The organism is Enterobacter cloacae complex sp. P42RS (genome assembly GCF_014930595.1).
Lineage (GTDB): Bacteria > Pseudomonadota > Gammaproteobacteria > Enterobacterales > Enterobacteriaceae > Enterobacter > Enterobacter bugandensis.
This window is the reverse complement of the sequence record NZ_JADBRK010000010.1, coordinates 52,267-71,712: the sequence shown is the minus strand read 5'-3', so window position 1 is coordinate 71,712 and position 19,446 is coordinate 52,267. Positions and strand designations below refer to the sequence as shown.

Genomic DNA, 19,446 nt, shown 5'->3' with positions numbered 1-19,446 from the left:
CCCTGATGCACTCACCGTGCATCAGGGTATCCTCATGAAACAAATCACCTTCGCTTCCCGCAACCACCAGCTGACCAACATCAATACCTGGACGCCGGATAGCCAGTGGCTGGTCTACGACGTGCGCCCGTCAGGCGCGTCATTTACCGGCGAAACCATTGAGCAGGTCAACGTCGTTACGGGTGAGGTGGAGGTGGTCTATCGCGCCACTGACGGCGCGCATGTCGGCGTGGTGACCGTTCATCCGGCACAGGACAAATACGTCTTTATCCACGGTCCGAAAAACCCGGATGCTGGCTGGCACTACGATTTTCATCATCGTCAGGGTGTGATTGTGCATCACGGTCAGGTGAGCAACCTGGACGCGATGGATATCACCGCACCTTATACCGCAGGCGCGCTGCGCGGCGGCAGCCACGTGCACGTCTTCAGCCCGAACGGGCAGTTCGTCAGCTTCACCTATAATGACCATGTTTTACATGAGCGCGATCCGAAGCTCGATTTACGCAACGTCGGCGTGGCGGCACCGTTTGGCCCGGTGAACCCGCAGGGGAATCATCCACGTGAATATTCAGGCACGTTCTGGAGCGTGCTGGTCAGCCGCACAACACCCAACCCGCAGCCGGGCAGCGATGAAATCAACCGCGCCTACGAAGAGGGCTGGGTGGGCAACAACAGGCTGGCGTTTATCGGCGACACCCTCTCCGCGCAGGGCGAAAAAGTGCCTGAACTGTTTATTGTTAACCTGCCAGAAGGCGAGCAGGGCTGGAAACAAGCGGGCGATGCGCCGCTGCAGGGCACCCCAGACACCCTGCCAGCGCCGCCTGCCGGGGTGAAGCAGCGTCGTCTGACCTTTACCCACCAGAGGGCTTACCCGGGTCTGGTGAACGTGCCGCGTCACTGGGTGCGCAGTAACCCCCAGGGGACGCAGATCGCGTTTCTGATGCGGGATGATAACGGCATTGTGCAGCTGTGGCTGATCTCTCCTGAGGGCGGCGAGCCGCGCCAGTTGACGCGCACCGGGAGCGGTATTCAGTCTGCGTTTAACTGGCACCCTTCCGGGAACATGCTGGGATTTGTGCTTGAAAACCGAATCGCCTGCTGTGACGCGAAGACTGGAGAAGTGACGTTTTTGACGTCCGATCACGGCAATCCGCCGTCTGCTGATGCGGTCGTGTTTTCCCCGGACGGGCGATTTATTGCGTGGATGCAAGAGACGGGCGGTTTCCGTCAGCTTTGGGTAACGGAAACCGCGCAGGACTAGCGCGGCGGCATCTCAGCGGGCGGGATAACGGCGTTTGTCGCCAGATTTTCCTGCTCGCTTTTCTCTACCCGTGAGCGCACGGAATCGTCCTTACGGAATACATCCCACGGCAGCAGAAGCGTATCCGCCACTGCTGTAAAGGGCATATCCAGGATAACCAGGGATTTGGTGCCCCAGTTCGTATCGTCATCGGAGATCATCGCCGCGCTGGCGCGCGTCCCCGGATATGTTCCTTCTTTACCGCCGGTGTGAGACATCACGCTCGAACACCCGCAAAGTAAAACCACCCCGCTGAACGTCGTCAGCTTTATCAGAACATTTTTCATCATCACTCAGTCATCGTTAATGGCACTGCATAGACCTGCAACTCAGGGTTATAGCGAGCCTTATCCGAAATGAATAGCCCGATAACCCCGCACTGTGGCAGCCATCGCAATTTAACTCTTTGTGCTGTTGTCCCAGAGTCTATGCGACAACCAGCAAAGTGCAAAAAAATCTCGCCTAAATAGTCTTGAAAAGCCCGGTTCCAGACCCATTTTAAGAATGTGACCCGATAACGAACACGCCTGATGGGTGCTCGGGGGCGCAAAGGCCTGTCCATGGTGGAAGGCTACAATTTCTCGCTGATTTCAGGAGCCTTATCTATGCGTAACTTCGATCTTTCTCCGCTATACCGTTCTGCAATTGGTTTTGACCGCCTGTTTAACCATTTAGAAAATAACCAAAGCCAGAGCAACGGCTACCCTCCATACAATGTTGAGCTGGTTGACGAAAACCACTACCGCATCGCCATTGCCGTCGCCGGTTTTGCAGAAAACGAGCTGGAAATCACCGCGCAGGACAACCTGCTGGTGGTGAAAGGTTCCCATACGGCCGAGCAGAAAGAACGTACCTACCTTTACCAGGGCATCGCCGAGCGCAACTTTGAACGCAAGTTCCAGTTAGCCGAGAACATTCACGTTAAAGGCGCGAACCTGGTTAACGGCCTGCTGTTTATCGAACTGGAACGCGTGATTCCGGAAGAGAAAAAACCGCGCCGTATCGAAATTAACTAATTACGCGGGTCGCGCGAGCGACCCACCCGGACTTGCTTGCCGTAACGGGAGCATATGCGAATCCATCAGGATTTGCAGGAACAACTGTGCACAAAATTAAACTGTGCCGAACTCGCTTCTCAGAAGGAGATTTAGTATGCGTAACTACGATTTATCCCCCCTGCTGCGTCAGTGGATTGGTTTTGACAAACTGGCTAATGCCCTGCAAAGCACCACCGAGCAACAGACATTTCCGCCGTACAACATTGAAAAAAGCGACGATAACCACTATCGCATCACCCTTGCGCTGGCCGGGTTCCGCCAGGAAGATCTGGATATCCAGCTTGAAGGCGCGCGCCTGACCGTGAAGGGTACGCCGGAAAAACAAGAAACCGAAACCCGGTGGCTGCACCAGGGTCTGGTTAATCAGCCGTTTAGCCTGAGCTTTACCCTGGCAGACCATATGGAAGTGTCCGGTGCGACGTTTACCAACGGGCTGCTGCATATCGATCTTATCCGTAACGTGCCGGAAGCCATCGCGCCGCAGCGTATCGCCATTAGCGAGCGGCCGGCGTTGAACAGCTAATCCGCTTTACTCACAGACTGCACAAAGCCCTGCCCCGGCAGGGCTTTTTTGTGCGCCATCGCCCATACAACCGCATCCGGCTCTGAGAAAATCCTTGTTATAACTAAGGTTATGCCAAGGATATGGATCATGAGTGATATCGCGTTAACCGTCAGCGTGTTGGCCCTGGCCGCGGTTGTAGGGCTATGGATTGGCAATATCAAAATCCGTGGCGTCGGGTTTGGGATTGGCGGGGTGCTGTTTGGCGGCATTTTTGTCGGGCATTTTGCTGACAAGCTCGGGCTGGTTCTCAGCGCCGATATGCTCCACTTTATTCAGGAGTTCGGCCTGATCCTCTTCGTCTACACCATCGGGATTCAGGTAGGGCCGGGCTTTTTCGCTTCCCTGCGCGTCTCCGGGCTACGGCTCAATCTGTTTGCCCTCGGCATTGTGGTGATAGGCGGGCTGGTCACCGCGATCCTGCACAAAATCTTTGCTATCCCGCTGCCCGTGGTGCTGGGCATTTTTTCCGGGGCGGTTACCAACACGCCAGCGCTCGGAGCCGGGCAGCAAATCCTTCGCGATTTGGGCATTGAACCCGGCATTGTCGACCAAATGGGGATGAGCTACGCCATGGCCTATCCGTTTGGGATTTGCGGCATTCTGCTCTCCATGTGGCTGGTCCGCGTCCTGTTTCGCGTTAACGTCGACAAAGAGGCGAAGGATCACGAAACCACGCTCACCAATGGCCACATGCCGATCAAAACCATCAACATTCGCGTCGATAACCCCAACCTGAACAATATGGCGATTCAGGACGTGCCGATCCTGAACAGCGCCAATATTATCTGCTCCCGCCTTAAGCGCGACGACGTGCTGATGGTGCCTGCGCCCGGCACGATGATCCAGCAGGGTGACCTGCTGCACCTGGTCGGCCAGCCGGGGGATTTGAACAACGCGCGGCTGGTGATTGGTCAGGAAGTGGATACCTCGCTTTCAACCCGCGGCACCGATATTCGCGTGGAGCGTGTTGTGGTGACCAACGAGCACGTTCTGGGCAAGAAAATACGCGATCTGCAGGTAAAAGAGCGCTACGACGTGGTCATCTCCCGCCTCAACCGTGCGGGCGTCGAACTGGTTGCCAGCCCGGAGGCCAGCCTGCAGTTCGGGGATATCCTCAACCTGGTCGGACGCCCGTCGTCCATCGATGCCGTAGCGGACATGGTGGGCAACGCCCAGCAAAAACTGCAGCAGGTGCAGATGCTGCCGGTGTTTATCGGCATCGGGCTTGGCGTGCTGCTCGGCTCTATTCCGCTGTACGTGCCGGGCTTCCCGGTGGCGCTCAAGCTCGGCCTGGCGGGCGGGCCGCTGATTATGGCGCTGATCCTCGGGCGTATCGGCTGTATCGGGAAGCTCTACTGGTTTATGCCGCCGAGCGCTAACCTGGCGCTGCGCGAGTTGGGCATCGTGCTGTTCCTGGCGGTTGTCGGGCTGAAGTCCGGCGGGGATTTTGTCGATACCCTGGTCAAGGGCGAAGGGATGAGCTGGGTCGGCTATGGCATCTTTATCACGGCGATCCCGCTGCTGACGGTGGCAATCCTGGCGCGGATGTTCGCCAAAATGAACTACCTGACGCTTTGCGGCATGCTGGCGGGCTCCATGACCGACCCGCCAGCGCTCGCTTTTGCCAACAACCTGCACGCCACCAGCGGCGCGGCCGCGCTCTCCTATGCCACCGTCTACCCGCTGGTGATGTTCCTGCGCATCATCACCCCGCAGCTACTGGCGGTGCTGTTCTGGGGGATGGGCTAACAGCTCTTCCGGGTGGATGCGCCGCAGATGGTAGTCCACCTGGTAATCGCTGGTATTTCGGAACATCACGGAATAATTGAGGAACTCGCCGCTGTCGCTGTAGGAGAGAGAGGTAATTCGCAGCAGCGGCGTCTGTTCCGGCAGATTCATATAACCGGCCAGCTGTTTATCTGCCAGCACCGGCGTCAGGCTCTCGTAGTTGCCGCTGATGGTGATCCCGCACTCCTTCTCAATGTAATCAAACTTAGACCCCTCAAGATGCGCCAGCGACAGGTTGCGGAACAGCTTCACCGGCATAAAGCTGTCTTCCAGCATCAGCGGCTTTCCGTCCACGTAGCGCACCCGCCGTGAAAAGTAGATCCGCTCATCCACCTGGATCCGCAGCTGGCTGGCGATGGCGGGCGGGGCGGGCATCACTTCGAACTGCAGCACCTTACTCTGCACCTCTTTTCCCTGCTGACGCAGCACCTCCACCAGCCCGGTCAGGTTAGTGGTTTCGTGGTGAACGTCTTTGCGCGAGACAAACGTTCCGCTGCCGTGCCGGCGCTCAACCAGCCCCCAGCTCACCAGCAGATCCAGCGCCTTGCGGATGGTCATGCGCGCCACGCCAAACTCCTGCGCCAGCGCTTTTTCACCAGGCAGCGGGCTGCCGATGTTGTAGTCCGATGAATTCAGCCGCAGCCGCAACCTGTCAGCAATTGATTTGTAGATCACCAGTAGACCTCTCTGCCCTTATCAGGGCGTGGAATGCGTCCTGACATGTCCATATTTACCGCAAGAAGTAGACCTGACTGGTCAAAATAAAACCATGAATGCGATCACGAATCGCAGCGGCACGCCATGTTCGCGCATCAGTAAGTTCTTATGCTCACCTCAGGCCAGCACAAAACCATAAAGGCCTCTACCCCTACAGGTTGTTACGTGAGGATTTAAAAATGCTCAGTCAAATACAACGTTTTGGCGGTGCCATGTTTACCCCGGTGTTGCTGTTTCCGTTTGCCGGGATCGTGGTGGGAATCGCCATCATGCTTCGCAACCCGCTGTTTGTCGGCGAAGCCTTAACCGCCCCCGATCATCTTTTCGCGCAGATCGTTCACATCATTGAAGAGGGCGGCTGGGCGGTGTTTCGCAATATGCCGCTGATTTTTGCCGTCGGCTTACCGATTGGCCTGGCGAAGCAGGCCCAGGGCCGCGCCTGTCTGGCCGTGCTGATTAGCTTCCTGACCTGGAACTACTTCATTAACGCGATGGGCATGACCTGGGGGCCTTTCTTTGGCGTCGACTTCTCCGTCGAACCGACGGCGGGAAGCGGGCTGGCGATGATTGCCGGGATCAAAACACTCGATACCAGCATCATCGGCGCCATCGTGATCTCAGGCATCGTCACCGCCATCCACAACCGCTATTTCGACAAGCCGCTGCCGGTCTTTCTGGGGATTTTCCAGGGCAGCTCGTTTGTCGTTATCCTCGCGTTCTTCGTGATGCTCCCCTGTGCCTGGCTGACGCTGCTGGGCTGGCCGAAAGTGCAGATGGGCATCGAATCCCTGCAGGCGTTCCTGCGCTCTGCCGGTGCGCTGGGCGTGTGGGTGTATACCTTCCTGGAACGCATTCTGATCCCAACTGGCCTGCATCACTTCGTCTACGGTCCGTTCATCTTCGGCCCGGCGGCGGTGGAGGGCGGTATTCAGGTCTACTGGGCGCAGCATCTGCAGGAATTCAGCCAGAGCACCCTGCCGCTGAAGACCCTCTTCCCGGAAGGTGGCTTTGCACTGCACGGCAACTCAAAAGTGTTTGGCTCGGTCGGGATTGCCTTCGCTATCTGGTACACCGCGTCGCCAGAAAATCGCGTCAAGGTGGCGGGCCTGCTGGTTCCGGCCACGCTCACCGCCGTGCTGGTGGGCATTACCGAACCGCTTGAGTTCACCTTCCTGTTTATCTCGCCGCTGCTGTTCGCCGTGCACGCCGTGCTGGCGGCCACCATGGCGACGGTGATGTACGCCTTCGGCGTCGTGGGGAACATGGGCGGCGGCCTGCTGGACCAGTTCCTGCCGCAAAACTGGATCCCGATGTTCCATAACCACGCCTCGACGGTGTTCACCCAGATCGGCATTGGCGTCTGCTTCACCGGCATCTACTTCGTGATCTTCAAAACGCTGATTGAGCGTCTGAACCTGAAAACGCCGGGCCGGGAAGAGAGCGAAATCAAACTCTACAGCAAGGCCGACTATAAGGCGGCGCGCGGGCAAACCACCGCCCCGGCGGCGGCCAGCCAGCAGGTTGGGCAAGCCGCCGGATTCCTGCAGGCGCTCGGCGGTGCAACAAATATCGAAAGCATCAATAACTGCGCCACCCGCCTGCGTATCGCGCTGGTGGATATGGCGAAAACCCAAAGCGACGACGTCTTCAAAGCCCTGGGCGCACACGGCGTAGTGCGACGCGGCAACGGCATTCAGGTGATTGTCGGCCTGCACGTTCCTCAGGTGCGCGACCAGCTGGAATCGCTGATGAAAACTCCTTTAACAAATGAACAAACCACCCTGACAGAGGCTATATCATGAAAAAATTCTCAGTTGTCATTGCAGGCGGCGGCAGCACCTTTACGCCTGGTATCGTCCTGATGCTGTTAGCCAACCGTGACCGTTTCCCGCTGCGCGCCCTGAAGTTCTATGACAACGATGGCGCGCGTCAGGAGACCATCGCCGAAGCGTGCAGAATCATCCTTAAGGAGCAGGCCCCGGAGATTGAATTCAGCTACACCACCGATCCAAAAGCGGCGTTTACCGATGTCGATTTCGTGATGGCGCACATCCGCGTGGGCAAATACCCGATGAGAGAAAAAGATGAAAAAATCCCGCTGCGCCACGGCGTGCTGGGCCAGGAAACCTGCGGACCGGGCGGTATCTCTTACGGCATGCGCTCTATCGGCGGCGTGCTGGAGCTGGTGGATTATATGGAGCAGTACTCCCCGAACGCGTGGATGCTGAACTACTCCAACCCGGCGGCGATTGTCGCAGAAGCCACGCGCCGCCTGCGTCCGAACGCTAAAATCCTCAACATCTGCGATATGCCGATTGGCATTGAAGGGCGCATGGCGCAGATTGTCGGCCTGAAAGACCGCAAAGAGATGCGCGTGCGCTACTACGGACTGAACCACTTCGGCTGGTGGACGTCGATTGAAGACCTGAACGGCAACGATCTGATGCCGAAGCTGCGCGAATACGTGGCGAAAAACGGCTATGTTCCGCCTTCAGAAGATGCACATACCGAAGCGAGCTGGAACGATACCTTTGCCAAAGCTAAAGACGTGCAGGCGCTGGATCCGGACACCATGCCGAACACCTACCTGAAGTATTACCTGTTCCCGGACTACGTGGTCGCGCATTCCAACCCGGAACGGACCCGCGCCAATGAAGTTATGGATCACCGTGAGAAGCATGTGTTTAGCGCCTGTCGGGCGATTATCGAAGCCGGCAACTCCGCCGCCGGTGAGCTGGAAATCGACGAACATGCGTCGTACATCGTCGATCTGGCGACTGCGATTGCCTTTAACACCCAGGAGCGGATGCTGCTGATAGTGCCAAACAACGGTGCCATCCATAATTTTGACGCCGACGCGATGGTGGAGATCCCGTGCCTGGTGGGCCATAACGGACCGGAGCCGCTTGCGGTGGGCGATATTCCGCACTTCCAGAAAGGGCTGATGAGCCAGCAGGTGGCGGTGGAAAAACTGGTGGTGGATGCCTGGGAGCAGCGCTCGTACCAGAAGCTCTGGCAGGCCATTACCCTGTCGAAAACCGTGCCGAGCGCCTCCGTCGCGAAAGCGATTCTGGATGACCTGATCGAGGCCAACAAAGAGTACTGGCCAGAGCTGCATTAATCGTCCTGACCGGCATCGCCCGATGCCGGTCTCCTTGTCCTTGTCGATTTACGCTATGCTGAAGCCTGCCCGTAGCACGACAAGGAATCTCCATGAAAATTTCCCGCCTCGGCGAAGCGCCGGACTACCGCTTCTCTCTGGCTAATGAACGCACGTTTTTAGCGTGGATCCGCACCGCACTGGGCTTTCTGGCCGCAGGTGTCGGCCTTGACCAGCTCGCCCCCGATTTTGCCACGCCGCTGATTCGTGAAGTGCTGGCGCTGCTGCTGTGCCTGTTCGCGGGCGTGCTGGCGATTTACGGCTACCTGCGATGGCTGCGCAATGAGAAGGCGATGCGCCTGAAGCAGGATCTGCCCTATACGCGCGGGTTGCTCATCATCAGCGTGATTCTGCTTGCGGTGGCGGGCGTGGTGATGGGGCTGGTGTTCTATGGCGGATAGCCGCAAAGCGCGACGGGAAGCGGACCCCGGCCTGCAGCCGGAGCGGACGTCGCTGGCCTGGCTGCGCACGCTGCTGGGGTATGGCGCGCTGATTGCCCTGGCGATCAAGCACAACTGGCACCGAACCGGGGTGCCATTCTGGATCTCTATTATTGTGCTGGCGCTGGTAGCCATCATTTTATGGCGCTATACCCGCAGCCGTAACCTGATGGACGTGGCGCAGAACGACTTTGTCCAGCCGAAGGCGGTGAGGGATAAGTTCCTGATCGCCCTGGCCGTGCTGTCTCTGTCTTTACTCTTCGCAGTGACTCACATTCAGCAAATTGTGAGCTTTTAAAGCCCGGTGGCGGCTACGCCTTACCGGGCCTACGATTAATGGCCTTTTGCTAAATACTTCGCCATCTCGTCTTCCGGCACCATGCCGCCACCGGTCGCCCACACCAGGTGGGTAACGCTAGCATCTGAAGGCACGCGCAGCGGCCCGGCCATCCCCGCCAGCGCGGACGGTTCCAGCCGAATGCCTTCCTCCTGCGCCAGCCAGCCGAGCATGTCGTACATGCTCTGATCGGAAAGCGTATAGAACCCGTCAAGCAGGCGCTCCATCGCGCGGCCCACGAAGCCGGACGCACGTCCTACCGCCAGCCCGTCCGCTGCCGTCACGTTATCAATGCCAAGGTCCTGTACGGCAATCTCGTCGTGCAGGCCGGTATAGACGCCCAGAAGCATGCACGGGGAGTGCGTGGGCTCCGCGAAGAAGCAATGGACGTTGTCACCAAAGGCCAGCTTCAGGCCAAACGCCACCCCACCGGGGCCGCCGCCGACGCCGCACGGCAGGTAGACGTACAGGGGGTGCTCGGCATCCACCACGCGGCCCTGTTCGGCAAACTGCGCCTTCAGCCGCTCGCCTGCCACCGCGTAGCCCAGGAACAGGGTGCGGGAGTTTTCATCGTCAATGAAGAAGCAGTTCGGATCGCTTTCCGCCGCTTTGCGTCCCTGCTCCACCGCCACGCCGTAATCCTGCTCATATTCCACGACGATGACGCCGTGGCTGCGCAGTTTGGCTTTTTTCCACTCGCGGGCGTCGGCGGACATATGTACCGTCACCTTAAAGCCGATGCGGGCGCTCATGATGCCGATAGACATCCCCAGGTTGCCGGTTGAGCCTACCGCAATGCTGTACTGGCTGAAGAAGTCCTTAAAGCGCGGCTCCAGCAGGATGCTGTAGTCGTCTTCAACGCTCAGCAACCCGGCGTCCAGCGCCAGTTTTTCCGCGTGGGTCAGCACCTCGTAGATGCCGCCGCGCGCTTTAATCGAGCCGGAGATCGGCAGATGGCTGTCTTTTTTCAGCAGCAGACTGCCGGGAATGGGTTTGCCGGACTCTTTCGCCAGCCGCGCCTGCATTGCCGGAATGGCGACCAGTTCGGATTCAATAATCCCGCCCGTTGCCGCCGTTTCCGGGAAGGCTTTCGCCAGATACGGCGCAAAGCGTTTCAGGCGAGCGTGCGCGTCGTCCACGTCGGCTTTGGTCAGCCCGACATGCGGCAATCCTTCCGCCAGCGTTGTGGTACGCGGGTTAATCCATGTGGTTTCTTTCAGGGCAATCAGATCCTCAACCAGAGGAAACTGTGCGGTTAAAGTGGTGATAGTTGCGTTTTCCATAATACGTCTCTTCGCGCTCAGATAATGAAGGAAAGCAGGAATGTGCCGCCAAGTGCAAGCACCGAGGCGATAAACGTCGCCGTCGTATAGAATTTGAAGGTCTCATTCAGGGTCGCGCCGCAGTATTGCTTCACCAGCCAGAAGAGAGAATCGGTCACGATCGTGCAGCCAATGGCGCCGGAACCGATGGCAATCGTGATGATCTCCGGGCTGACGTTCGGGTAGAGCGGCAGCATCGGCGCGACGATGGCCGTGGCGCCCATCATCGCGACCGTGGCGGAGCCTACGGCGGCATGCAGCACCAGCGCCACCAGCCAGGCGAGCAGGATAGGGTGCATGTGCAGGTTCGAGAGAATTTGCGCCAGCGAGTCCGCCAGTCCGCTGGTTTTCAGGATGGCGTTGAACGCGCCGCCCGCGCCGATAATCAGCAAAATGTTGGCGATAGAGCCAAAGCCGTGCTCCGTATGGGTCAGCATTGCGCCCATGCCCATGTGCTGGCGGATGCCCAGCAGGTAGTAAGCGACAAACACGGCGATAAACATCGCGGTGATCGGGTTGCCGATAAACTCCAGCAGCGTATACAGCGTGCCCTCTTTTGCCATATTCAGCTCGGCAATGGTTTTCACCAGCATCAGGGCAATTGGCAGCAGCACCGTGAACAGGGTAGCGCCCAGCGACGGCAGGGTGTGCTCTTCCCGCACCTTCAGGTCTGAAAATTCCGCCGGAACCGGCTTAAACGGCAGACGGTTGCCCAGCAGTTTCAGGAACAGCGGGCCGCCGACCAGCGAGGCCATCAGGCCCACCAGCAGACCGTAGACAATCACCGTCCCGACGTCCGCCCCTAATTTATTGGTCACAAACAGCGCGGCCGGATGCGGAGGCACCACGCAGTGCACCGCCATCAGCGCGGTACAGAGCGGAATGGCCAGCTTGAGCAGCGACGTGTGGGTCTTTTTGGCGATGGAAAACGCCAGCGGGATCAGCAGTACCACGCCCACTTCCACGAACAACGTAATGCCGCAGATCAGGCCCACCAGCACCATAATCACGTCTGCTGACAGCCAGCGGCAGCGCTGCAGCGTAATGCCAATGCGTTCCGCCGCGCCGGAGACTTCCATCATTTTGCCGAGAATGGTGCCCAGACCAATCACCGCCGCCAGGAAGCCCAGCGTACCGCCAATCCCGCTCTCAATGGCGTTCACCATATCCAGCGGGCTCATCCCCATCATCGCGCCAACGAAAAAGCTCGCCAGCAGTAGCGCGAGGAACGGGTGAAACTTCAGTTTTACGATGGTTAAAACAATCAACACAATGCTGACCAGCAGCGTTGCCACAACCCAGACCTGAGATTCCATATCTCACCTCACCCTTATGTCATCTGTGGGTATTGGACGAAAAAACGGCGGGGGCTGACAAACGATATAAATTGGCGTTCAGGTGAGCCAGATTGGATCAACTGAGTGACTACGCTCTAAAAAGTGCACTTAATTCGTATTAGGTTCACATAAATTCACCCTTGAGCGGTATGCTGAGCGCAGAAACCCCGCGTGAGAATTGTGATGACCGATGCAAATGAAGCCAGAAACCGGCTGTTAAACGGCTGGCAGCTGTCGAAAATGTATACCTTTGAAGTGGCTGCCCGGCATGAGTCCTTCGCCCTGGCGGCGGAGGAGCTGTCGCTCAGCCCCAGCGCGGTGAGCCACCGCATCAACCTGCTGGAAGAGGAGTTGGGTATTCAGCTGTTTGTCCGCTCGCACCGTAAAGTCGAGCTGACGCAGGAGGGAAAGCGCGTTTACTGGACGCTAAAATCGTCCCTCGACATCCTGAATCAGGAGATCCTGGATATCAAAAACCAGGCGCTCTCCGGCACGCTGACGGTCTACTCCCGCCCGTCGATTGCCCAGTGCTGGCTGGTACCCATGCTGGGCGACTTTACCCGCCGCTACCCGTCGATTTCACTCACCATCCTGACCGGCAATGATTACGTCAATATGCAGCGAACCGGCGTCGATCTGGCGCTCTATTTTGACGATACGCCGCCAAACCATCTGTCTCATCACTTCCTGATGGACGAGGAGATTCTGCCCGTCTGCTCACCGCAGTATGCCCGCGAGCATGAGCTGCTGAAAAACCCCGATAATCTCAATCACTGCGCATTACTCCACGATCGTCAGGCCTGGAGTAATGATTCTGGTACGGATGAGTGGCTGAGCTGGGCGCAGCATTTTGGGGTAAATATGCCGTCATCGTCGGGCATTGGCTTTGATCGTTCGGATTTGGCGATTATTGCGGCCATCAACCACGTCGGCATCGCGATGGGGAGAAAGCGGCTGGTGCAAAAACGGCTTGAACGGGGCGAACTGATCGCCCCGTTTGGTGACAAGACCCTGAAATGCCATCAGCACTACTATGTCTCGACGCTTTCTGGCCGTCAGTGGCCGAAAATAGACGCCTTTATCGGCTGGCTGAGAGAACTGGCAGGTTGAAGAATTATTACGCTTTCGCGCTACACCAAATGTGAAAAAGCGTGCTAAATACAGGTAATGCTTTCGATTTATCCAGGGTAAACCGTGCTAAAGCCTCTCATTGCTACCGCGTTACTGATCTCTTCCGGCTGGGCCATTGCCGCTGAGCCGCCGCTGACGGCTGCCCACTATGCGCAGCAGCTGGGCGTCGGGATGGATGTGGACTGGGCGCGCACCGAGCGCGGCATACGCGAGTTCGACCCGCTGGTGGTACGCGATTTTCGCGCAAAAGGCATTACCCACGTGCGCATTCGCGTCGCCGATGAGCCGACGGAAGCGCGGCTGATCCACCTGCGCAAGCTGGTGGAAGCCTGCGAGCAGTATGGCGTGATCCCGATTATCGCTTATCAGGCCGATGAATATAAAAACGACCCCAAAGCCGATAACGAGAAAGAGACGATCAACTGGTGGATTGCCGTGGCGCACTATTTCGGCCAGAGCTATCCGCTGCTGGGTTTTGACCTCATTTATGAGCCAGCCGACAAGCTTAACCACAACCTCGCGTCGTTAAACCGCGTGTATGAAAAAACCATTAAAGCGATCCACGACATCGACCCGCAGCGCATGATTTTCATTGCGCCGCGCCTGCGTGCCGCGCCGGAGGATTTATCCGGCCTGAAGCTGCCTGCGCACAGTCAAAACTACCTGCTGGCGGAGTGGCATATTTTCCCGTGGGGGCCGCTGAAAAATAGCGGTAAATACCCGTGGACGTCCGGCACGGCGGCGGAGAAGGCGGCTATCCGTAACCGCATCAGCACCGCGCTGCGCTGGCAGCAAAAAACCGGGCACGTCAGTTGGGTTGGGGGCTGGGGCGTGGGGGAGTCAAACCACCTCACGCCAACCGCTTCGCAAATGGCCTTCGCCACCTTTATGGCCTGCGAGCTGCAAAAGGCGAAAATCCCGTATGCGCTTAACGCGGATTTCCAGTTTTACGACGGGGAAGAGGGGGCCTGGCGGCCTGCGCCGGAGCCGTTATTGCAGGCGATGATTGCGCCCGTCTGTGAAAAGTCCGGCGAGAAGCCGGGCCATCATGCGGTTAAACCGGCTGCTCGTGATGCGGAACGCGCGACGACAGCGGCAGCCAGCATAGTAAAATCAGCAGCCCCATTAGCGTCATCAGCAGGCCCAAACTAGCCTGCCCGGTCTGCGGCATCATGGCCGAGAGCCAGGCCAGTGCGCCGGAACCGATGTTCTGCAAACCGCCCACCAGCGCGCCCGCCGTGCCGGCGAGGAACGGGAACGGCTCCATCGCGCCGCTGGTGGCGAGCGGGAACAGCATTCCCGCGCCGAAGAAGAACAGCGCCGCCGGAATCAGCAGCGTCCAGACGGTCATCACGCCAAACAGCCCCGGGATCCACATCATCAGACCCGCCAGCAGGCAGCTGATCACGGCCTGCCACATCAGAGTTGAAAAGCGCTTGTTCTGACGCCCGGCAAACCAGGCGCCAAAGAACGCCGCCGGGATTGGCAGAATAAACAGAATGCTCACCACCATGCTGCTCAGGCCAAGACCCGCGCCCAGCAGCACGCCGGAGCAGGCTTCGAACACTGCAATACCCGCCAGGCCGCCGATCAGCATCAGCAGGTAGCAGGTAAACGCGCCATTGCCGAACAGCGTTTTATAGCTTGTGAGAAGCTTCGTGCGCGGCGCGTCTTTTGGACGGGTTTCCGGCATCCAGCGCGCCATGCTGAAGGTGACAATTACGCAGAGCACCAGCAGAAAGGCGTAACAGGCGCGCCAGGACCACATTGTGTCCAGCAGGCCGCCAATCAGCGGAGCGAGAAGCGGGCTGACCAGAATGCCCATATTTAACAGGCTGTTGGCGTGTCGGAGCTGGGTGCCCTGATACATATCGCGCGGTAAGGTTCGCGCCATCACCCCGCCGACACCCGTCCCAACGCCCTGCAGTGCGCTGGCGGCAATCAGTACGGTCAGGCTGTGGGTGGTAATGGCAATCACCGTCGCTGCCATGAAAATGCTCATGCCCACCAGGATCACCGGGCGACGCCCGACGCGGTCGGAGAGCGGGCCGTAGAAGAGCTGTGAAACGCCATAGGTCAGCAGGTAGGCTGCCATCACGCTCTGCACCGCGCCTTCGCGGACGTTCAGTTCCTTTGCCATGTCGGCAATCGCCGGAATGTAGATGGTTTGCGCCATCTGACCGACGGCCACCAGTAACACCAGCATCAACAATAAGTTAACGTTCCGTTGCTTTTTCATGTCGCTGAATACTTTTGCCAAAAGAGATAAATGAAGAATAAGTGACTACGCATTCCCATAAATGCGCGAGGAATCTACCACAGACAGATGACAATTTAAGCATTGTTGCGGTGAATGAAAAAACCGGGAAAGGCAGGATTTGTAAACAAGAACGGCAACTAATGTTGCCAGCGATTTACGCCAGACGCAGCAGAATTGCGCCGACAGCAATACCCAGCGCTGCCGCGATGCGCAGGCCCGCAACCTTCTCTTTTAAAAGGACAAAGGCGATCAGCGCCCCGAAAAGAATCGAGGTTTCACGCAGCGCGGCGACCACCGCCAGCGGCGCCTGCGTCATCGCCCAGAGGGCCAGACCGTAAGAGCCCATGGTCCCCACGCCGCCGAGCAGCCCTTTTTTCCAGTGCAGGCGCAGGTAGCTGGACGCCTCGCGCCGACGCGCCACCATCGCCCAGCCCAGCAGGCAGAAGCCGTTCATAAAGAAGGTCCAGAGCGTGTAGCCCAGCGCGGTGTCCGACAGCCGCACGCCGGTGCCGTCCACCAGCGTATACCCGGCGATAAAACAGGCGTTCAGCAGCGCCAGCCAGATCCCCCTGCGTGACTGCATGCGGCCATTCATCGCCATCGCCAGAATCGACAGGCAAATGACTCCGATACCGGACCAGGCGAGCCAGGAGAGATGGTCGCCGAGCGCCAGCACGCTGATCAGCGCCACCAGCAGCGGGGCGGTGCCGCGCATCAGTGGATAGGTCTGGCTCATGTCCGAGACCTGATAGGTTTTCGCCACCAGCACGGTGTAGACCACCTGTAAGGCGCAGGAGACGATCAAAAACGGCCAGCTTGCCGCAGAAGGCTGTGGTGAGAAGGGCAGTAAAATCAGGGCAATAATCGCGGCTGAGCCGCTAACGCCGATCGCAGAGTAGAGTTTATCCGTTCCGGCTTTAACGATAGCGTTCCAGCTGGCATGCAGCAGTGCGGCGAAAAGCAAAATGCAGAAAACGGTGATGGTCATGGCGTATTGGGTGATGAATTGTCACTCAACTGTAACATTCACATCCTGATGCCGCCAGCCGGTTACACCGCACAAAAAAGGCGGTGCGTCACCCGTGGTTCGTCTGAGACCAGCGTAAAACCGGCTCGATTGTAAAATCCGTACGCGCTGTCCGGCGCGTGAGTATTCAGAAAATCAAACCAGATGCTGGCATCCGCCATCACTACGGTTAAAAGCTGTTTTCCAATGCCCAACCCGCGGCACTTCTCGCTGACGTAGAGATGGCGAATGCGTCCGGCACGCGGCTGCTGGCTGAACGGATCGCGGTTGAGGCCACACACGCCCACCAGCTTGCCGTTAAGAAACGCACCCAGCAGCTTTTCACCCGGCGCGTTAAAGCGGTTCTCACCCCGCAGCCAGTTCTCTTCCAGCCTGCGCAGCATGTTGAAATTCAGCGCGATACTTTCCGCCTTCAGGGCGATATACCCCGGCTCATCCGGTGTGACAGGCTCAATTAACAGACGCGACATAGCATTCCCTCGTTATTAAAGAGGGGCGGGCAACCGCCCCTCTCAGGTGCGACTTGAACCTGAATTACCGAATGTATTTCAGGACAGCATCAAGCAGTTGCAGTACTGCAACAATGAGTTTGAGGATAAGTATCACCATATCCACTACGCTCATACGCGTCTCCTTTTGGTTAAAAGGAGCACGATGCTGGCGTACCTTTCCGCCGCCTGTTGCCAGCACCTGGATTGACGTAACACAGTGTGCTCACTTCAGGGGTTAAGGCACTGACGGCACCACCCGTTTCAGCCAGGACTTCGTTGCGCCGGTAAACTGCGGCCCCCTCGCTCACTGCGAACACCCTCAGTATAGATAAATACTGTATGCATGAACAGTATTTTTTGGACAAAATTTGGAAGGTGATCCATACTCAAAAACGTCAAAATCCGTGCCGGAATTGCGCGTTCGAGTTCTATCGCGTATACTTTTCGCGTTGACGTAACACAGTGTGTTCTGCGGCGACCAACCGCAAAACCCTGATAAAAACCTCGCTCCGGCGGGGTTTTTTGTTTTCTGGTCTGCCCACAAAAATACCGGGATAAGCAGTGGCCTGGTCAGGCTTCTTAAGAAATCAATTTTATGCAGGGGAACCAGGATAGTTTACGAGATGCAGCACCAAATAAGCCATTTAATATAAACAACAGACTCACCAGGATATTAAAATTGCATCGCATATAGACGTAATAAATAATATTTAATCGAACTATTTTTCTCGTGAATGTATTTTTAGGCAATTTCACCGGTTTGAATTACACTGCTTTTTAATGTATATTCTTATAACCACAGGCATGATATGGATATGTTATGCAAGCATCGGATTATTTGAAGATGAAGTTCCAGGGCGACAGACAGTTGGCTATTTATGGACAGCAAGGCGTTGCCGGGACATGGAAAGCATTAAAGGGAATCGGCTCTGATATCTATTCAGGAATGGAGCGTGTAAGCTGGTACTCATCATGCTTAATCCCCAGCTATCACGATGTATGTGATGAGCTTCTCTCAGAAGAAAAGAGAATGTACCTGTCCATTGTGTCTTTTTACCGTTATCGCGATGTAATAGCACAGATGCTCTATCTTTATTTTAAAAGTGTTCTAAATGACTCTAAAAATGGAAATGAACAAAATCGCGCCCGCAAGACGGGTTCACAAGTAACCGGATTTGTTAAAAATATCCCGACAAGCAAAGCAGCGCGTTTAGCAATAGCATGGGGGTTGGCAATATATCTTTCCAAATCTGGCCTGCTCTCAGAAATCGTCGTCGAACGGCTTGCACGTCGCGTACCGAACGTTGTCATGGCATTTCAATTGATTGGCACGGACCAGAAGTGCGCGCTTGCTGCTCGTCGCCTGAAAACATTGGACCCAAAGTATTACGCCACCCTCTATGCCGCACAACTGGAAATGCTCTATTACTTTATTGAACCATTCCTGTCTGAACTGATTAAGAAGGTTCAAATGGGTTTCTACAGGGATTTTGAAGCGATTTATGACGACTTAAGGGACAAGTAGCGTGTTTAAGAGTCTGTTATCAATTCTCTTTACGGATATTTTATTTCCCGTTTATGTTTTTGTATGCGCCTCTTTTTTTCTATGGTTGGTACCTGACCACTGGGTATTACTCACATTTATTGCTATCGGTGTATTTATCCTTGTTCATCCAATAATTTTTGGTCGTTTTGATAAGTACGATTGATTTTTTAAAAAAAGGTATTCTTTATGTCAAATCCGGCTTATTTATTTCTTACAGATGAAAATGGTTCCCCCATGGTTGGCCCCTGCCTTGTGACAGGGCGTGAAGGTGCAATTGAACTCAAATCATTCACTCATAATGTCAACATTCCAGTCGACGGGAATACCGGGAAATTGACGGGCACGCGCATACACATGCCCATCATGTTCCAGAAAGAATTTGATCGTGTAACCCCGCTTCTCTTTCGCGCGCTGAGTACGGGAAGAACACTCCAGTCAGCCACCATTAAGATGTATCAGATTAATGAGGCGGGTTTAGAACAGGAATATTTTAATATCCTCCTGGAGAATGTGAAAATAACTTCAATCACCCCTGACCTGTATCCCGGCGCAAACACGGGAACACACCTTGAAACGGTTCTCATACGCTATGAGAAAATCACCTGGAAGCATTGCGACGGCAATGTCATCTATAGTGACTCCTGGAATGAGCGAGCAACGTACTGAAACGTGATCCCTGACGCATTTTTGCGCAGATGAAAATATTTCCATTGTCACGCCCGAAAACCTGTGTTTGTATAAATTCAATCAATGATTCCAAACACAGGTCCCCAATGACTTCATCCATCTTCACTTCGACCCTACTAAAAACTGCGCAACCAGCCGCAGTGGTCGTCGTGCGTGTGGTGGTGGTCGTCGGCAATGCGCCGTAGGGACTGGATCAACACACGAATCCAAAACCCCGCCGGCGCAAACCGGGCGGGGTTTTTCGTTTAGGACCCTCCCCGGAAAGTCGGCCCAGAAG

At 56.5% G+C, this 19,446-nt stretch carries 21 protein-coding genes and 1 other annotated feature; of the genes, 13 read left to right on the top strand and 8 right to left on the bottom strand.

Translation table 11 applies throughout. The annotated features are described in order from the left end of the window. Positions 1-34 precede the first annotated feature (34 nt). Positions 35-1,264: a DUF3748 domain-containing protein gene (locus tag IM314_RS13845; protein WP_041911727.1), complete on the top strand. Its 1,230-nt coding sequence runs from the start codon at positions 35-37 to the stop codon at positions 1,262-1,264. Here IM314_RS13845 and IM314_RS13840 read toward each other — a convergent pair. Continuing rightward, entirely contained in the window at positions 1,261-1,593 is a 333-nt protein-coding gene (locus IM314_RS13840; RefSeq protein ID WP_014881914.1) for a YceK/YidQ family lipoprotein, read from the bottom strand. The genes IM314_RS13845 and IM314_RS13840 overlap by 4 nt on opposite strands. A gap of 250 nt (positions 1,594-1,843) precedes the next feature. After that, positions 1,844-1,915 (top strand) — a sequence feature (ROSE (Repression Of Heat Shock gene Expression) occurs in the 5'-region of heat shock genes and acts as an RNA thermometer to modulate expression.). Between IM314_RS13840 and ibpA the strand changes: the two genes are divergently transcribed. The 3 genes from ibpA to IM314_RS13825 all read left to right on the top strand — a co-directional run bounded on the left by ibpA (position 1,909) and on the right by IM314_RS13825 (position 4,675). Then, entirely contained in the window at positions 1,909-2,319 is a 411-nt protein-coding gene (gene ibpA, locus IM314_RS13835) for a small heat shock chaperone IbpA (RefSeq protein ID WP_008500162.1), read from the top strand. It overlaps the preceding feature by 7 nt. A gap of 136 nt (positions 2,320-2,455) precedes the next feature. Further along, positions 2,456-2,884 carry a small heat shock chaperone IbpB gene (gene ibpB, locus IM314_RS13830; protein ID WP_028014943.1) on the top strand — a complete coding sequence of 143 codons (429 nt, stop codon included), beginning with the start codon at positions 2,456-2,458 and terminating at the stop codon, positions 2,882-2,884. Between the two features lie 129 nt (positions 2,885-3,013). Continuing rightward, entirely contained in the window at positions 3,014-4,675 is a 1,662-nt protein-coding gene (locus IM314_RS13825) for a putative transporter (RefSeq protein ID WP_193359088.1), read from the top strand. Here the strand turns inward: IM314_RS13825 and IM314_RS13820 are convergent. Beyond that, the gene (locus IM314_RS13820) at positions 4,643-5,389 is read right to left on the bottom strand and encodes a GntR family transcriptional regulator (protein ID WP_028014945.1); all 747 of its coding nucleotides are present in this window, start codon (positions 5,387-5,389) and stop codon (positions 4,643-4,645) included. The genes IM314_RS13825 and IM314_RS13820 overlap by 33 nt on opposite strands. Before the next feature lie 221 nt (positions 5,390-5,610). Here IM314_RS13820 and IM314_RS13815 point away from each other — a divergent pair, with 221 nt between their 5' ends. The 4 genes from IM314_RS13815 to IM314_RS13800 all read left to right on the top strand — a co-directional run bounded on the left by IM314_RS13815 (position 5,611) and on the right by IM314_RS13800 (position 9,329). Further along, positions 5,611-7,233: an alpha-glucoside-specific PTS transporter subunit IIBC gene (locus IM314_RS13815; protein ID WP_045630895.1), complete on the top strand. Its 1,623-nt coding sequence runs from the start codon at positions 5,611-5,613 to the stop codon at positions 7,231-7,233. Then, on the top strand, positions 7,230-8,552 hold the full coding sequence (locus tag IM314_RS13810; protein WP_045630896.1) for a 6-phospho-alpha-glucosidase: 1,323 nt from the start codon (positions 7,230-7,232) through the stop codon (positions 8,550-8,552). The genes IM314_RS13815 and IM314_RS13810 overlap by 4 nt, the downstream gene beginning before the upstream one ends. A 92-nt stretch (positions 8,553-8,644) precedes the next feature. Continuing rightward, the gene (locus IM314_RS13805; RefSeq protein WP_028014948.1) at positions 8,645-8,992 is read left to right on the top strand and encodes a YidH family protein; all 348 of its coding nucleotides are present in this window, start codon (positions 8,645-8,647) and stop codon (positions 8,990-8,992) included. After that, positions 8,982-9,329, top strand: a complete 348-nt coding sequence (locus IM314_RS13800) for a DUF202 domain-containing protein (protein WP_045630897.1) — start codon at positions 8,982-8,984, stop codon at positions 9,327-9,329. Before IM314_RS13805 ends, IM314_RS13800 begins: the two co-directional genes overlap by 11 nt. A gap of 35 nt (positions 9,330-9,364) precedes the next feature. Here the strand turns inward: IM314_RS13800 and dsdA are convergent, their stop codons facing one another. Continuing rightward, complete coding sequence (gene dsdA, locus IM314_RS13795) at positions 9,365-10,651, bottom strand: D-serine ammonia-lyase (RefSeq protein ID WP_041911721.1); 1,287 nt, start codon at positions 10,649-10,651, stop codon at positions 9,365-9,367. Between the two features lie 17 nt (positions 10,652-10,668). Continuing rightward, the gene (gene dsdX / locus IM314_RS13790; RefSeq protein WP_041911720.1) at positions 10,669-12,006 is read right to left on the bottom strand and encodes a D-serine transporter DsdX; all 1,338 of its coding nucleotides are present in this window, start codon (positions 12,004-12,006) and stop codon (positions 10,669-10,671) included. A 204-nt stretch (positions 12,007-12,210) separates the two neighbouring features. On the opposite strand from dsdX, the gene dsdC reads away from it, so the two are divergent. Beyond that, complete coding sequence (gene dsdC / locus IM314_RS13785; protein WP_047363245.1) at positions 12,211-13,137, top strand: DNA-binding transcriptional regulator DsdC; 927 nt, start codon at positions 12,211-12,213, stop codon at positions 13,135-13,137. A gap of 84 nt (positions 13,138-13,221) precedes the next feature. Further along, complete coding sequence (locus tag IM314_RS13780) at positions 13,222-14,310, top strand: cellulase family glycosylhydrolase (RefSeq protein WP_193359089.1); 1,089 nt, start codon at positions 13,222-13,224, stop codon at positions 14,308-14,310. On the opposite strand, the gene emrD is transcribed toward IM314_RS13780, so the two are convergent. The 4 genes from emrD to tisB form a co-directional block, all read right to left on the bottom strand. Next, on the bottom strand, positions 14,213-15,397 hold the full coding sequence (gene emrD / locus IM314_RS13775) for a multidrug efflux MFS transporter EmrD (RefSeq protein WP_193359090.1): 1,185 nt from the start codon (positions 15,395-15,397) through the stop codon (positions 14,213-14,215). The genes IM314_RS13780 and emrD overlap by 98 nt on opposite strands. Positions 15,398-15,572: 175 nt before the next feature. Beyond that, positions 15,573-16,406: an EamA family transporter gene (locus tag IM314_RS13770; RefSeq protein WP_028014955.1), complete on the bottom strand. Its 834-nt coding sequence runs from the start codon at positions 16,404-16,406 to the stop codon at positions 15,573-15,575. A 62-nt stretch (positions 16,407-16,468) separates the two neighbouring features. Then, positions 16,469-16,915: a GNAT family N-acetyltransferase gene (locus tag IM314_RS13765; RefSeq protein WP_028014956.1), complete on the bottom strand. Its 447-nt coding sequence runs from the start codon at positions 16,913-16,915 to the stop codon at positions 16,469-16,471. Positions 16,916-16,979: 64 nt separating this feature from the next. Beyond that, positions 16,980-17,069 (bottom strand): type I toxin-antitoxin system toxin TisB, encoded by a 90-nt coding sequence (gene tisB, locus IM314_RS13760; RefSeq protein ID WP_041911717.1) that lies wholly within the window; start codon positions 17,067-17,069, stop codon positions 16,980-16,982. 687 nt (positions 17,070-17,756) lie between these two features. On the opposite strand from tisB, the gene IM314_RS13755 reads away from it, so the two are divergent. The 3 genes from IM314_RS13755 (at position 17,757) to ivbL (ending at position 19,354) form a co-directional block, all read left to right on the top strand. Then, entirely contained in the window at positions 17,757-18,461 is a 705-nt protein-coding gene (locus IM314_RS13755) for a hypothetical protein (protein WP_193359091.1), read from the top strand. A gap of 207 nt (positions 18,462-18,668) precedes the next feature. Continuing rightward, positions 18,669-19,148, top strand: a complete 480-nt coding sequence (locus IM314_RS13750) for a type VI secretion system tube protein TssD (RefSeq protein ID WP_063943320.1) — start codon at positions 18,669-18,671, stop codon at positions 19,146-19,148. A 107-nt stretch (positions 19,149-19,255) separates the two neighbouring features. Then, complete coding sequence (gene ivbL, locus IM314_RS13745; RefSeq protein WP_057979964.1) at positions 19,256-19,354, top strand: ilvB operon leader peptide IvbL; 99 nt, start codon at positions 19,256-19,258, stop codon at positions 19,352-19,354. Positions 19,355-19,446 lie beyond the last annotated feature (92 nt).